The organism is Pedobacter sp. FW305-3-2-15-E-R2A2 (assembly GCF_038446955.1).
Taxonomy (GTDB): Bacteria; Bacteroidota; Bacteroidia; order Sphingobacteriales; family Sphingobacteriaceae; genus Pedobacter.
In genome coordinates, this window is sequence record NZ_CP151803.1 from 2408952 (window position 1) to 2424180 (window position 15229).

Below are 15229 nucleotides of genomic sequence, written 5' to 3' on the forward strand. Positions count from 1 at the left end.
GAGAAATTGATCTTGTCCTTTCCGAATAAATAAGTTTATTTAGTACTGGTTAATAACTAAGTATCAATTATAATGAAATTAGGTGATAAAGTATGGGTAGTTGTTATGAATTAAGACTTTCATCGAATGAAACTCAAAAGGTAGCCATTGAAGCGATATTGGGAAAATCAAATGGCAGTCAGGATTTTAGCTGGTGGCAGATGATTGTCGAGGAAAATACTGTGCTTTATACTAAGGCATTGCCTCATTTTCTGGATTTAATAGAACTCCATACGGACGAGCTCCGTGGAATCGGGATTTCATCAGATATGATCACCATCTGGTATTTGTATGCCTATGAAAATCAGTGTAACATGGAGTTCGATCCCGGGCTTACCCTGCGGTTAGGTAAGCTTGGCATCACCCTGTGTATCAGTTGCTGGGAAAAGTAAGCTCCTTTTCCATTTCCAATAGCATCACTTCTTTTAGTGGAACGCCAAACCTATGATGTTCTACAGGAAAAGGGAAGCTTTTACCCGTCAGCAAGTAGGCTCTTCTTTCGTAAAATGCGATTAATTCGTCTCTGCCCTGGATAACTGTCAGGTTAATTGCCTTGCAGCCTTCCGCTTTTCCATGCGCTTCAGCGGCTTGTAATAAAATCTTTCCAATTCCAGCTGCCTGAAGCTCGGGATGAACGGCAAACATGCCCAGGTGGAGCTTGTCCTGCTTTTTATGTAAATTAACACAGCCAATGATCTGCTGATTTTCGTCCGTATATTTTAAAATGCAGATGTCTGGATGGGTAAGGTAGGCGCTTAGGGTTTCCTCATCGACCCTGATTTCTCCTGCTATAAAAGAACTTTCATCAGTCCATCCTTTTTTTGACGACTCGCCACGGTAGGTGACATTTACTAAGGTTAATAATTCTGCTAAATCAGCTAAGGAAGATCTTGAAACGGACATGGTACTCATTGAAACAAAAGTCTTTATTTTTTTGCTAAAATCATCAAGTACATTTCTAAAAATCGGCTATCCTTGTATTAGCAGGTCCAGAAATAAATGGCATAGGTCCTTGTGTCCTGAAAATAATCGCCATACAGACAGACATTACCATCCCATAATGTAAAATGTCCTGATGCTGCTGATCCCGGTCTGTCTGCTCCAAATTTTGCCTTGAAACAGATAATTCCTGTTTTCCCATAAATTGTCCTTTTGAGTTGACTAATCTGTCCGACAGTTAGCATGGTCTGACGTGGTTCCAGGAGTATTTTATGATCCGGTTGCTTGTATTTGTGGTTCACGTAGTCGAAGAATTCATTTACCCGAAAACAATAGCGCTTTTTGTCCGCCCCATAGGTAGTCTCAAAGGCATTCACATATTTATATGTTCTTGGAATGCTATGCAAGTTATCCCTCTGTATCTTAGCTTTCCTGAGTTCATCAAAATTAATCGATTTTGGAATTACCTTCCATGAAGGTGTAGGCCATTGATCAAAGGGAATAGGTGGATCACCGAGATAATTGAATGCTTTACTCATTCTGATCACACAGCCATTGTCCATTAATACGGAGTTAACCCCGCCACCAATTGAACTTAATAGGGCCTGATGCTCGATCACAGGGTAGTTGACACGTAATTCTGAGAATGGAGGAAGAGCGATACCCATTTTAGCGTTTTTTTAATAAACTATCGACATACTTTGAGTTATCCACGGTCGCATTATCTTCTACGACACTGTAACGGAGGTTCTTGTCTTCAAAATGTTCAAGTGGTTTTTTATGGTGATAAAGGAAAACAATAACCGTATCTGTTGGATTGCTGCTAAAGTTTCTTTCTGACCTGCCCGCATAATCCAGGAATTGCGTTGTTTTTAGCTTTCCCTTATATACTTTCAATACTTGTGTCCTATAGACTTTTACATTGTATTTAAAAGTATCGACCTTTAAAAACCTCACCCTGACAATATCTGTTGCCTTCGACTGGATGTCTTTGTAAAAAGATTCAGGAAGGTGAACTGTTTCTGCAACACGTTGAGGTATAGCTTGTTCTTTTGTTGCACTGTCTTTCTGAACAACGGAACTATCTTTCTGAACGGTATCCTGATTGTTTTTAGAATCCGGGCGCCCTCCTTTGCAGGAGGAAAGTGAAAAAAGGATTAAAATGACGACAGCGATCTTAAAGATAATTTTTGTATGGTATAGCTTAAACAGGCTTTGTATCATAATAATTGGTTGTCCTTTTTCGAATAGAATGATTTTCTTTATCCTGCAAAAATAGTACCATTATTTATTTTTACTTAATTAAGGTGTTGTTTTATGGAGTTAATGACATCTTTTTTATTAAATTAGCTGCGTTTGATCCCCATCTGTACAATGCTATTTCTTCAAAATCACTACAGGAATTGTCCTGAGGATGGAGGTGGAATCTAACATCGACCAATTCTATATGGCTTATAATGGGGATGATTATAGCAAAGCTGTTGAATTGCTACACGAGGTGCTTTTAAAAGAAGGAGGTTCTGCCTGGCTTTATTCCCAGGCGCAAAGCACTGATATAGCTGGAATAATCCTAATTATCCCAGCTACATAAAATTGACGTAAATCTATATTCCTTAGAAAGTGAAGCGGACACCTAACCCGATATCACCGCCCCAGAATTCGGTATCAGGAGTGATTTGAAGTGCAGGTATCCAGTCTAACGACAAGTTAATCGGCGCATTTTTTATTTTATAATCCAATCCTAAAACACCATTCGCCGACAAGTATATATCGCTGCCGCCACCATGTTTTATTTTGTAAGCACCAACCGTTGCTCCACCACCATAAAACCAGTTAAGGCCATCCACACCTTTTATTGGGTTGTAAACTTCGTATAAACCAGTCAGGTTCATATAAGTGACGCCACTATTGCTTCTAAAGTTTCCAATTAATTCGAGCATTGCGCCTTTGTTAAGCGCAGTTTTAAAACTTACCCCATTGGCGTTACCAAAACGGCCACCAATTGCATGTTTGTAATCCTGAGCATTTGCATTGCCGATGCTCATGGTAAATAAAGCCGCAGCCACGGTAAAAGAAAAAAGTAGTTTTTTAAGGTTCATAATGTATTTGTTTAATGTTTTTTAAGGTGAAAAGGGGATAAGGATCTTTAAATTCCGACAAAGCTAAAAATGAAGCAGCGGACTTACAATCGTGGAAAACCAGTAGTTTTTCTTACCAGTTTCCAGGTATAACTACAGCATCAGACCCGCATATTCCGGAAATAAGAAATGAGGAAAAAGCAAGAACCTCTGCTAACAACATGAACTTTTTCTAACTTTGAGACAACACCTTAAAATCATCACATATGTTTCATAAAAACGAATATATAGAAAGAAGAAAACAACTCGCCGGACAATTCAGCACTGGAATCCTGCTCTTTTTAGGAAACGAAGAGAGTCCGATGAATTTCTTTGACAATACTTATCATTTCAGACAGGACAGTACTTTTCTTTATTATTTTGGGATTCAGGAACCGGGACTGAATGCGATCATCGATATTGACGAAGATAAAGTGATCCTCTTTGGGGATGAGATGAGCATAGACGCCATCGTATGGATGGGCAGACAAAAGACCCTTCGTGCGAAAGCAGATGATGCCGGCATTGCCATCGTTTCTCCTTCTTCAGCACTGGAAAGCTACCTTACCGAAAATAAAAGAAAAGTTCATTTCTTACCGCCATACCGCGCCGAAGCCAAAATCAAACTGGCAGACTTGCTGGACCTTAAACAAAATCAGCTTAGCGAAGAAGTTTCCGTGCCCTTTATTAAAGCGGTTGTAGCGCAACGCTCTATTAAATCAGCAGTAGAACTGGTAGAGCTTGATAAAGCTTCTGAGATCTCGGCAGATATGCACCTGATGGCCATGCAAATTGCAAGACCAGGGATGACAGAAAACGAAATTGCAGCTGCCGTGCACCAGGTGGCATTGAAGTCCGGCGGACAGCTTTCTTACCCGATTATTTTAAGTGTTGAGGGACATATCCTGCACAACCATCACCATGGCAATACCTTAAAAGAAGGGGATATGGTATTAAACGATTCGGGTGCCGAAACCCCAATGGGCTATGCCGGCGATCTTACCCGTACTTTTCCGGCCGGAAAGAAATTCCTTCCGGCACAAAAAGAAGCTTATAATATCGTCTTAAATGCCTATCAGGAAGGGGTAAAAGCCCTGAAACCAGGAGTTCGTTATCTCGATATCCATAATAAATCCTGCCTCAGCCTTGCGGAAGGATTAAAATCTCTGGGTCTGATGAAAGGAAACCTGGAAGATGCAGTTGCGCAAGGGGCACATACTTTGTTCTTCCAATGTGGCACGGGGCACATGATGGGGCTCGATGTCCATGATATGGAGAATCTTGGCGAACAGTACGTAGGATATACGGACGAATTGAAAAAGAATACCACTCAATTCGGACTGAAATCACTGAGGTTAGGGAAAGCACTGGAAGAAGGCTATGTATTGACCGTAGAACCTGGACTTTACTTTATTCCCGAACTGATTGATCAGTGGAAAGAAAACAACCACCTTTCAGCATATATCAATTATGATAAAGTGGAGGAATATAGAAACTTCGGTGGAATCAGGGTAGAAGATGATTATGTCATTACCAATGAAGGTTCGCGTAAGTTAGGTAAAGACCTGGCGATTTCTGTGGAAGACGTAGAAGCAATAAGAGCTAACGCTTATTAAAATTATCTACCGGATGCATACAAAGGCATCCGGTAGATAAAATAACCATTATCTGATCAGGGTGATAAAGCCGGTATAGGCTTGTTTTGCACCGATGTCAATGGTATAAAAATAGGTGTCTTCGGTTAAAGGACTCCCGTCAAATAGTCCTTCCCAATAATTAGAATCATTGGAATAATTTCTGGTACTAAACACAACTCTTCCTTTTTTGGTGAAAACCGTCACCTTATTATTCGGGAAGTTAGCAATGTCTTCAATGATCCATTTATCATTTCTGCCATCTCCATTTGGGGTGATGATATTCGAAGCCAGAATCGCATCTTTCTTTTTCTCCAGGTTAACCATTACCGTAGTGGAAGTACTTGTCAATCCCTTATTGTCCGTAGCGACAGCGCTAAGGTAATAAGTGCCCGGATCTTTGGGCTGCCATCTAAAAGTGTAAGGTGGAATGGTCACTGTTTCAATTTTAGAAGACCTTTCAAAGAATTCAACCTTAGCAATAGTTCCATCTGAATCCGTAGCCTGAGCAGTGATGGTTACCTTTTTGTTCGGATTGAAGAGGCTTCCATTCTCAGGACTGATGATCGCTACCGCAGGTGCTGCATTAACGGGTATAACCTCAAGACTAAGTTGCTCAGAAATACTTTCTGCCGCATTATTGTCTTTCACTTTTGCCCTCAGCTGATGATTGCCTACTGTTGCTCCGGTCCAGTTGAACTCATAAGGTGAGGCATTACTTTCTCCGATTTTTACGGTTCCGTCATAGAATTCCACCAGGGCAATGGTGCCATCGTCATCACTCGCCTCTGCCTTCAGAAGAATGGGCTGTGAGGTGTCAAACACGGCATTCTGCACTGGGGCAGTTAAGGTAACCATTGGATTGGTATTCGTTTTAACCGTGATAGAAACCGTATCTGTTGCCATCAACCCAGCTTTGTCCAGGGCTTTGGCCAGGAGTTGATAAGTTCCTGCAGGAAGTGGTTCAAGGCTACAACTGAACGAAGGTCCTGTAAGGGCAGCAACCTTTGTTGTTCCATTGTAGACCTCGACCACTGGCATCGGTCCATCCGGATCTGAAGCCGTTCCTGTTATTTTTATCGAATCGGTGGTTTTATAGTTTGCGTTATTCGAAGGAGCGCTGAAAGCAATCAGCGGTGCGGTATTCGCTTTACTATCGATAATGATTTGGCTGTTTCTCAGGTCTGCAGTTCCTGCAATGAAACTGCTGAAACCAATTTGGGTGGTTCCCTGAATTCCGGTACCCCAATCTCCGCTTTGGTTAAAACCGCGTTGATAAAGGTTCAGGTTCACATTGCTGTTGGCAACACCGGATAGCTCAGCGCTTTCAAGCGCACTGGCCGCTGTGTCTCCATAATTCCTGATGATCCAGTATTTTGAATCCAGGGGATTGGTGTTGGCCGCCAGGTTAAACGGAAGGCTGTTCAATTTGCTAATCACCACATTCCCTTTGGGATAAGTTCCTGTAGCTGCATAATTTAAAGCCAGTCCACTGAGGTTAAAGTCATACTTTCCGGCGGCATTTACCACCAACGTCTGACTAATCCCATTGGCTACCGGAGCAGAAGAGGCTTCGCGTTGTACATTTCCGGTCGCTTCTACTACATAATGGTTTGGTGATACATCGATGAGCTGAGCCGGACCTGCATTTCCCTGTCCTTGTAAATAGACCTTTAATCCAGGTTCATTGCCGCTTAACGTTAAGTGCATGTTTTCCTGAATTTCCTGTGCGCTACGCGACGTAGACCACAAGCGGAACTCATCCATTCTTCCGTTGATGGTATTGTCGTCCATACTTCCGATACTGAAGCTATCCCATAGCGGTGGAGCCGATGAACTTGGTTTTGATGCTGATAACTGACCGTCTATATAGAGTTTAACTGCTCCGTTATCGTAACTGAAGGCAAGGTGATGCCATACATTTAAAGTATTGAACATTCCGGGAATGTCAATCCTTGAGGCGGCATTGTTTGCGACCCCTATGCTCAAACCTTTATCATCGTCTGCATGTACGAGGAAGCTTCCCCAGCCATTTCCGACCGATTGATTCCATGATTTTGCCGAAGCTGCATTTAGCCAGTATTCAAGGGTAAAGGTGGTTGGCTTCCAGTTCAGTCCTGTTATTTTTAAAGCGCCGGTGGTTCCGTCAAACTGGTATGCTTTTCCTGCCAGTGTTTCCAGTGGCTCAAAACCTGAAATTTTGTTCAGTGCCAGCTGTCCGAAGGTAACACCTGCAGGAGCCGGGCTGAGTTCAAAATTAACCGGATTGGCAGTCGGACTGAGCTGAGTGGACATCGAGCTCCAGGTCTGGCCAAAAGCATTAAAAGCACGGGAACTCAGGCGATATAAGCCGGCTGTTGCGGAAGGATCTTGTACATTTTTCAGGCTCAATCCAATAAGCCCGGTAGGAGCGATATTGGTTCCGTAATTGTTGATGACCCAATAAGTACTGTCTAAGACAGAAACGCTGGTGTTTTCGTTTGGAATAGATTTTAATCGGCTCACGACCACTTCTCCATTTGGATGGGTACCGGTTTCAGAAAACTGCAAACTCAAACCTGCCAGTGGATAGTCGCTGATTCCTGCTGCGGTAATTTGCTTGCTTTCGCTGATTCCTGCAGCCACCGGAGCAGTAGAGACCACTCTTTTAGCATCTCCATTTAAGGAAACCTTATAGCCGTTGTCCGATAAATCTGATACGCCTTTTAACGCATCCTGAAACTGTAAATAGACTTTTAATCCGGGTTCATTTCCTACTGATGTCAGGTGCATTCCTTCACGAACCTGCTGCTGTGTTTTTTCCACAGACCACATTCTGAATTCTTCCATCTCCCCGTCAATAGAATTGCCATCGGTAGATCCGATTTTGAAACTGCTCCATACCGGCGGGAGCGAAGAAGCAGTCTTGCTGTCGGCCAGCTTTCCATCTCTATAGATTCTGGCGACGCCATTGTTAAACGTATAGGCATAATGGTGCCATGCGAGATCCTTAAAGGCCTCCGGTATACTTAGTCTGGAAGCCGAATTGTTGGCAACCCCGATATTTAATCCCCCACCAGTATCGGAATGAACGAGGAATGAACCCCATCCATTACCGATGGACTGGTTATAATTTTTATAAGATTTAGCCTTATGCCACCATTCAATAGTAAAGACTTTTGGCTGCCAGTTGAGGTCCTGAATTTCCAGGTAATCTCCATTCCCATCAAAGGTCATTGATTTTCCAGCAATTACATCTGCTTTTATTCCTCTTTGGCTCACCTTAACTTCGGAAAACAATTGCAACCCTGAGCTGATTTTAATCGTACCGGTATAAACCTGAGCTGCAGTCGGCGTAAAACGGGCATAGATCTTCAGGTCTTTAACCGTTCCATTTACAGGGCTGACCGTCAGAAATGAATTGGCATCTACAAAAGTCAGGTTGTCCATGGAGATTTCATAACCTACAGGTGCTTTAATCCTGATGCTATCTGCAGAAAGGTTTGTGCCGGAAAGCAGGAAGCTTTCAGCCTTTGTTTTTGATCCTGCTCTTGCATCGCTGAAGACTAGTGAATCTGCTGTACTCAACAGAAAAGGAGCGCTGTCTTTGATAAAGAAATATTGTGAATACGCATTTAAGTTATTGACGGTAATCGTGTTGTTTACTTCGTCTACCGCAGTCGCAGGTGTACTGAACTGCCATTTGGCACTACCATAAGCAGGTCTGGTCAGCACCAGGATTTTTTCCGGATGAAGCTGATCTGCGGCGGTTAAATCTTCTGTACTCGTAAAAGTCAGATTCATATTCAGGTTGGCGTTGGTATTGAAACGGTTCCCTACCCAATATTCATTGCCTATTTTAACCGCAGAAGGGGAGAAGTCATTGAATGCGGGCGAACTGAAATCTATCTTCGAGAATCCTGCAATCACGGGTGTGACCGCGTTATAGAAAGCTGTAACATCAACCCCATTGCCATAAACTAAGCTTCCGGCGACTTCAGATTTTGCCTGTGAAACACCACCGCCAAAAGGATAGGCCGTTTTGATCCGAACCGGAGTTCCGGTTACCAATACCGCTTTTTTACTAACGATATCGTAAATTTCAGACTCGGCATTGTCGAAATTCGCATAATAAACCAGGCCGGCTTCATTTCCCTGAACCGGATGATGGAAGCCTTGCTTGATCTCGAATGAACTCAATGCTTTGCTCCAAACCCTGACTTCATCGATCTCTCCTTTGAAAAACTTATTGCTCGGTCCACTGTTCCATAAACCCAGTCGCACAAGGCCGTTTGTGGTATTTAAAGCCGTAGGCGTTGGTGCTAGTTTTTGTTCTCCATCGTAGTAGAAACTAACATTCGTTCCATCAAATACCAATGCATAATGGTGCCATTCGCCCTTACTGTTGGCTAAGCTGAAATCTTTGCTGGAATTCCAGAAATTGGCCCTCCAAAGGTTATCAGTGGTCGTGGTTCTCAAACTGAATTCCCCGAGATTTGTTCCGGTGATGCCCGTTGCAAATACGCCGCCATCGTTGAAGGCATCGGCCTTTGCCCAAAGCTCAATCGTTCTTGCTTTTGTTCCGTTAATGGCAGAATTGTTCCCCAAAGTAATAAATTCCGTTCCGGTTCCTGTAAAGGCAACGGAGTTTCCCGGAGCGGGCTGGAAGGTATGGTCTTCTCCAAAAACATCGACGCCATTGGCCAGTGCTTTTAGTCGGTAATGCCATACTTCTCCGGATTTCATGGTCAGCGGAACCTCTTGTTGAACGGGAATAAGGTTGGAGCCTGAAAAAGAACCTGCGACGATCGCTTGTGAACCATAGGCTGTTGTAGGGCCATATTCAAAGACGAGGTTTGTCAGCGTTCCCCCTAATGAGTTCACTTTTCCTGTAAGCAGGGCCGCGTTTTTGCGAACATTGAATGCTGTTCCTGTAATCAGGTTTTTGAAATTCAGTAAGCCTGTTTCTTTAGGGATGCTGTTTCCCCGAAGTCCTTGCAGTCCGTTTGCGCCAATAGCACGAACGGCATACCATTCCTGTTTGTTTGAATCTGATCCATTCAGGACGATACTGGTGTCGCTGGTCAAACCTGCCGATTCCATATATTTTTCGCCAAGTTTGAATACTTCATATTGAACTGCAGGTGTTAGTTTTTTCCAGGAGAGTTGTAAAGAACTACTACCCGCCCAGACGACTTCTAAGCCTTCCGGTGCGGCCAGGACATTCACATTGCTGGCTGTGCTCTCCTGTGTGCCTCTTTTTACCCGGATCTTTATTTTCGAGGAGAGGTTTGGAACCGTCCATTTGAACTGTCGTTTATCTGCCGCGATATTGCTGGCGATGGCTGTCCAGGTGCTGCCGTTATCTGCAGAATAGTCGAGGTTAAAACTACCCGGAACACCATAAGCATCCCAACGGATATATTCTGATTTTCCCGGTCCCATGGCTTCTCCTCCAAGCGGATAGGCCATCATGATCTCGTCTTTTAAAAACTCATAGACGATGAAATATTCCTGAGGTCCTTGTGGGATCAGGTTTCCATTGATGTTTAAGGTATACGTTCCGGCAGCAGGGTTGTCTATGGTTACCTGCTCTACGTTATTGATATGGTCTGCTTTTCTGGTCGGCAGAGCGTTCAGGCTTACTGCATTGGCCGCGGTATCCAATCCCCATGGCAGGAAAGTATTGGCTGAAGGATCGGTTACATTCAGGTCAAGATCATTTACCAGCGACTGTGCTGCTCCTGGTGTAGCTTCGTAATCAGCCCAATATAACAAGACCCTGACCTGGCTCGTTCCTGCGGGAACCTCAATGGTACTGCTTGTTGATCCGCCGTTTGCCATCTGGCCCGTACTGAAGCTTCTGTTCTGGATGGTTTTAAAAGCGCGACGAACGTTTGGACGACCAAAGCCTGTCTTAAAATCGATTCCTGCATTGTAGATGTCGTCGGCAGTATTCAGAAGAATGGCCTTGATCAACGCAGAAGGCGCAGTTGCAGCTTGAGTTTCAGCTTTATAGGCCTGATGCAATATTGCGAAAATACCGGAGACCTTCGGTGCGGCGTAAGAAGTTCCTCCGGAACCTTCTATCGTAAGGTCTGGTTTAATCCTGCCGTCATAAGCTGGCCCTTTATTGGTCCAATCCAGAAAATTGTCATCATAATCGGTCCCACTGATGGTCAACAGGTTTTTGGCATGTTTGGCACTTCCGGTCAGGTTACCCCAACCCGGCAGACCATTGTATTTTCCACCGATAGGTACGATGTCGCCACTATTCCCGGAAGAGTAAACCAGCATGGCCTCCGGTCTGGTCCGGATATAGTTGTCGTGCTCATTTGATAAAGAACTATAATTCGCATCGGCACCCCAGCCATAAGACATATTGGTTACCCTGATCTTTTTATTGGGATCATCGTAATTGGTATAGGTGTTTTGTCCGGAGACGACATAAAAATTTGAACCCCATGCATTGGACTGATCTTTAGGGTCGTAATTTCCTGCACTGCCCATCCTTTTGGAAACACCCCAGGAGTGCCCTCCGGGATTTACATTTGCTGAGCCGGGAATCATCCTGCCTTGCATGTCAATGTCCTGCAGAAAATCATTTTCACGGATGTGTACATTGACACCCGTTCCATTGTAATTCCATCCGTTAAACCCGCTGTTGATGTAGTTGGAGCGACCGATGTTATTGGCGAAAATATCCCCCGGACCATCTACTTCCGGTTTTGGTGCGTCCTCGACAGGGGAAATGAATTTGATCTCTTTAATTGCTGCTAGCCTTTTTAGCTTATGCTGAGGGATCATGATCGTCCATTTTCTGGTCTGACCTTTAGATTTGATCCTGGCTTCTTTGAGTAGGGCGGTTTCAGCGGCAACAAGATCTGCTTCTTCATAAAATAGGACTTCCAGTTCCAGTTCAGTGCCTTTTCTGGCATGTTGTGGAATCCTGTTTCTGAAAAGATCTTCGGATAATTTGAAGCCTTCGTCTATGGGTAAAACTGTTCTGATGCCTAAAGCCGGAAACTGATCAGAGTGGAGTTCTTTTTTAAAGTGTGCGTAATAGGAATAATTTGGCACATAGTCGAGCAGTTTTATGCCCAGGTTTTTTAACTTTTCCTTTTGTGTGGCATCTGGAAGTTCTTCGAACTGAACGAGGAAGTATTCTCCTTTAGTGTACTTTATCCTTCCTTTTTTCTGATCTGTCATGTTGGCGCTCTGATCAGATCGAAAGCCTTTTTCGGGCTTAAATTCTTTGTTGGTATGGAGGATCCGGAAGTCTTTTTCGACGGGTTTCCGAACCTGCGCAGTTAAAAATAAAGGCACAAGAATGCCCCAAAGAAATAATAAAATTTTCTTCATAATGGTTTATAGGGTTTGGTTGGTTTAGTGCTGTGGGTTACTTCGAATGTAAAGGAGTGCAGGGACTTTCCTGAAGAAGAAGAGGTGGTGAAGGAGAGATTTCATAAGAGAAGATTTAGGATGGTTAGTTTGGTAAATCCAATTTAAGGGCTTTTGTTTGGAATCTGTTTTTTATCATTGCGCAAACGATTGATATTGATTTAATTAGCTTGTTTGAGCGCTTTTTAGTCCGGATCTTGAAATGAGATAGATATTTTTCAGGGATCTGTTGTAAATTAAAGAAGTTAAGGGGGATAAAATCTACTAAATCAGTATATAATAGGGATAATTTCGATGTAATATTTGCGTTGAAATGCAACGCTGTGTATTTCAACGCAAACGTTTGCACTTGTTGTCAATACCAGTTCTTTTATTTTAAATTTCGTTGTCTTTGTATCATAGATTCAGGGTTAAGAAATCTAAAAAATAGAATACTAAATGATAAAAGCTTAAATTGGTATCGCTAAAATATACTAAGATGAGAGAATTCGAAAACAACGGAACTACGATTAATCACCATATTGATGGTAAAGGGGAAATTACCTTGTTATTTGTTCATGGTGCTTACATTGACCAAAGTTACTGGGCAGCGCAGGTTGACTTTTTCAAACGGGATTATACCGTGGTTACTTTAGACCTTGCGGGTCATGGTAAATCAGGTAGGTCACGAACTGATTGGTCAATTGAAGGCCTGGCGGATGATATCGTTGCCTTAATCAAATACCATCAGCTGGAAAAGGTGATCCTGATCGGTCATTCTCTTGGCGCTGATCTTAACCTGATTGCAGCAACAAAATTCCCGGATCCGATTATTGGGTTTGTCGTTGTCGATAATTTTAAAAACGTAGCAACCCCTTTGGCTCCGGAATTTCAGGATCAGGTGGGAGGGATCATCGAGAGTCTGAAAAAAGACTTTGCAGGAACCAATGAACAATATGCAAGGATGGAATTGGTTAGCGCCGATACTCCGGTCTCGATTACCGATAGAATAGTGGCGGATTACAGGAATACTTATGAGCCAATGGGCCAGGCGACCATGCCGGAGTTTTTTAAGATGGATGAGGTGGAGAAGGATTTGCTTCCTCATTTAAAGCTGAAGATTTACCTGATTAACGTCAGCTATTACCCTACTAATATAGAGGCCTTGCAAAAAAATGCCGCTCATGGTTTCGAGTTCAGAGAGATCGCAGGAACCTGCCATTATCCAATGATCGAACATCCGGAAGCATTCAATGAAGCCTTAAACGACACGATCAATGCCATCAGGGCATAACTGCGCAAAATTAGATTTTCTATAAACCTTATTTAGATTTTTTGAAATAAGCACCAGCATGATCTATTAATAAATCATGCTGGTTTTAAAAAGAAGCCCCTAAATTCCCTTTTGTAAAACATTTAGCTTCACATTCCGTTTATCTTAAATGTCGAAGACCGCTCATCATCAAAATGAAATTCCCAATACCCCGACCATCAGGACGGTAAGGAAACTTTCTTACCTCATGGACGAGCAGTTTCGGCTTCCGGGAACGAAGTTTCGCTTCGGCCTTGATCCCATCCTGAATCTCATTCCTTTTGCAGGAGATTTTGCAGGATTCATCATCTCTGGGGGATTAGTCCTGGCGATGTCCAGTAAAGGATTAACCAGTAAGATTGTTGTTTTGATGTGTCTCAATATCTTTCTTGACGCGACTATCGGCGCGATTCCCGGAATCGGCCAGATCTGGGATTTCTTCTTTAAGTCGAATACCAGGAATATGAAGCTCATGGAGGAGTATTACCAGGAAGGAAAGCACCAGGGAAGTGGGAAAAGCACCATTCTTCTGGCCTTAGCAGCACTTTTTATCATCTTTATTATACTTCTGGTTATCCTATGGTATATTGCAGCCTGGATCATCAGTTTGTTTTAGTTCAGACCTATGAAGAATAAGGCGCTGCTCATTATTACCGTAATTTTCTTTTTGCTGGTTCAGTCCAGATATTACCTGGAAGATTTATTTACAACCGATAGATTTCCTATTATGGAGATGGTTTCTGTGTTTGTACTATTCCTGGTCTTTATCATTCTTGTTATGAGTTTCTTATTTCAGGTTGAGAAGGCTTTTAAAGAAAAGTTTAACAACAGGAGTAGGCTATATCTCATCACATTTATGCTGTTTGCTCTTGGTGTAACAGTCTGGCGCCCGTTTTGATTGGTAGACTTTGAAAAATTTGAGGGTAAAGATGTATTCGTAGCCAATGCCGAAGGCGCTGCAAATTGCAATAGTATTCTTAAACTCAAAGACAATAAAATAAAAGGGACCTATTCAATAACCGGAGATACAATAAAGTTTGTCGGCTTTGACCGGAAAGAACACCATCCTAAGTTGAGATTTGCCATTGTAAGGCCGACAAAGTTTTTGAACAGTAAGGTTAAAAGTGATGTTTTGATGCATTTTGACGATAACGATACCGCTAAAAGGCCTTTATTGGTAACGATGAATAAAATTATAAAATAGATAATTTCGAAGAATCTTAAATTTCCATTTTTGTAAAAAAATGCTATTTTTACAAAAATGGATTATTTCAACGCTTTAGAACCCCTCCTCAGAACCTTTTGGTTCATTGCAATTCCCGTAAGTTTAATTTTTGCTGTGCAAAGTGTCATGACCTTTATGGGCTTTGATGGTGCGGATGGGATAGATGTAGATTTTGATGGTAGTCTGGATCATCCGGATGAGCCTTTTCAATTGTTTTCTTTCCGGAACCTGATCAATTTTCTGTTGGGATTAAGCTGGACCGGTATTTCTTTTTATCAGCTCATAGAGAACAGAACCTTATTGATTGCTTTAGGTGTGGCCGTTGGGGTAGGATTCGTCCTTCTGTTTTTTGTCATCATTAAACAAATCCAAAAGCTTGGCGAAGACAATAGTTTTAAAATAGAAAGCACCCTAAAAAAGACCTGCACCGTATACCTTCGGATCCCTGCCGAAAGGAAGGGCACAGGCAAAGTCCAAATCAGTATCAACGGCTCATTCAGAGAACTTGACGCGATTACAGACGGAGAATTAATCGAAAGCGGATCAACCGTTATGATCATTAACATACAAACTCAAAACCTGGTATTAGTAGCTAAAATTTAAC

The 15229-nt window shown here is 42.6% G+C and carries 11 protein-coding genes; 6 read left to right on the top strand and 5 right to left on the bottom strand.

The features are described 5' to 3' along the window. Positions 1-92: 92 nt before the first annotated feature. Entirely contained in the window at positions 93-431 is a 339-nt protein-coding gene (locus tag AAFF35_RS10020) for a hypothetical protein (RefSeq protein WP_342332313.1), read from the top strand. On the opposite strand, the gene AAFF35_RS10025 is transcribed toward AAFF35_RS10020, so the two are convergent. The 4 genes from AAFF35_RS10025 to AAFF35_RS10040 all read right to left on the bottom strand — a co-directional run bounded on the left by AAFF35_RS10025 (position 412) and on the right by AAFF35_RS10040 (position 3077). After that, positions 412-951 carry a GNAT family N-acetyltransferase gene (locus AAFF35_RS10025; RefSeq protein ID WP_342332314.1) on the bottom strand — a complete coding sequence of 180 codons (540 nt, stop codon included), beginning with the start codon at positions 949-951 and terminating at the stop codon, positions 412-414. The genes AAFF35_RS10020 and AAFF35_RS10025 overlap by 20 nt on opposite strands. Positions 952-1019: 68 nt before the next feature. Then, on the bottom strand, positions 1020-1646 hold the full coding sequence (locus AAFF35_RS10030; RefSeq protein ID WP_342332315.1) for a T6SS effector amidase Tae4 family protein: 627 nt from the start codon (positions 1644-1646) through the stop codon (positions 1020-1022). A 1-nt stretch (position 1647) separates the two neighbouring features. After that, the gene (locus tag AAFF35_RS10035; protein WP_342332316.1) at positions 1648-2202 is read right to left on the bottom strand and encodes a hypothetical protein; all 555 of its coding nucleotides are present in this window, start codon (positions 2200-2202) and stop codon (positions 1648-1650) included. Positions 2203-2591: 389 nt separating this feature from the next. Beyond that, positions 2592-3077, bottom strand: a complete 486-nt coding sequence (locus AAFF35_RS10040; protein ID WP_342332317.1) for a hypothetical protein — start codon at positions 3075-3077, stop codon at positions 2592-2594. A 245-nt stretch (positions 3078-3322) separates the two neighbouring features. On the opposite strand from AAFF35_RS10040, the gene AAFF35_RS10045 reads away from it, so the two are divergent. Further along, positions 3323-4711: an aminopeptidase P family protein gene (locus AAFF35_RS10045; RefSeq protein ID WP_342332318.1), complete on the top strand. Its 1389-nt coding sequence runs from the start codon at positions 3323-3325 to the stop codon at positions 4709-4711. Positions 4712-4759: 48 nt separating this feature from the next. Here AAFF35_RS10045 and AAFF35_RS10050 read toward each other — a convergent pair whose 3' ends face one another. Then, positions 4760-12070: a LamG-like jellyroll fold domain-containing protein gene (locus tag AAFF35_RS10050; RefSeq protein ID WP_342332319.1), complete on the bottom strand. Its 7311-nt coding sequence runs from the start codon at positions 12068-12070 to the stop codon at positions 4760-4762. Between the two features lie 517 nt (positions 12071-12587). On the opposite strand from AAFF35_RS10050, the gene AAFF35_RS10055 reads away from it, so the two are divergent. From AAFF35_RS10055 to AAFF35_RS10070, 4 genes are all read left to right on the top strand, one after another. Continuing rightward, a complete protein-coding gene (locus tag AAFF35_RS10055) occupies positions 12588-13382 on the top strand; it encodes an alpha/beta hydrolase (protein WP_342332320.1) in 795 nt (264 codons plus the stop codon). A gap of 148 nt (positions 13383-13530) precedes the next feature. Then, positions 13531-14016 (top strand): DUF4112 domain-containing protein, encoded by a 486-nt coding sequence (locus tag AAFF35_RS10060; RefSeq protein ID WP_342332321.1) that lies wholly within the window; start codon positions 13531-13533, stop codon positions 14014-14016. 282 nt (positions 14017-14298) lie between these two features. Further along, positions 14299-14604 carry a hypothetical protein gene (locus tag AAFF35_RS10065; RefSeq protein ID WP_342332322.1) on the top strand — a complete coding sequence of 102 codons (306 nt, stop codon included), beginning with the start codon at positions 14299-14301 and terminating at the stop codon, positions 14602-14604. A 57-nt stretch (positions 14605-14661) separates the two neighbouring features. Next, positions 14662-15228, top strand: coding sequence for a hypothetical protein (locus tag AAFF35_RS10070; protein WP_342332323.1), 567 nt, complete (start codon positions 14662-14664; stop codon positions 15226-15228). The last annotated feature ends 1 nt before the right edge of the window (position 15229 follow it).

Coding starts and splice junctions, on each gene's coding strand:
- AAFF35_RS10020 (WP_342332313.1), top strand. CDS start 93: ATGGGTAGTTGTTATGAATTAAGACTTTCATCGAATGAAACTCAAAAG.
- AAFF35_RS10025 (WP_342332314.1), bottom strand. CDS start 951: ATGAGTACCATGTCCGTTTCAAGATCTTCCTTAGCTGATTTAGCAGAA.
- AAFF35_RS10030 (WP_342332315.1), bottom strand. CDS start 1,646: ATGGGTATCGCTCTTCCTCCATTCTCAGAATTACGTGTCAACTACCCT.
- AAFF35_RS10035 (WP_342332316.1), bottom strand. CDS start 2,202: ATGATACAAAGCCTGTTTAAGCTATACCATACAAAAATTATCTTTAAG.
- AAFF35_RS10040 (WP_342332317.1), bottom strand. CDS start 3,077: ATGAACCTTAAAAAACTACTTTTTTCTTTTACCGTGGCTGCGGCTTTA.
- AAFF35_RS10045 (WP_342332318.1), top strand. CDS start 3,323: ATGTTTCATAAAAACGAATATATAGAAAGAAGAAAACAACTCGCCGGA.
- AAFF35_RS10050 (WP_342332319.1), bottom strand. CDS start 12,070: ATGAAGAAAATTTTATTATTTCTTTGGGGCATTCTTGTGCCTTTATTT.
- AAFF35_RS10055 (WP_342332320.1), top strand. CDS start 12,588: ATGAGAGAATTCGAAAACAACGGAACTACGATTAATCACCATATTGAT.
- AAFF35_RS10060 (WP_342332321.1), top strand. CDS start 13,531: ATGTCGAAGACCGCTCATCATCAAAATGAAATTCCCAATACCCCGACC.
- AAFF35_RS10070 (WP_342332323.1), top strand. CDS start 14,662: ATGGATTATTTCAACGCTTTAGAACCCCTCCTCAGAACCTTTTGGTTC.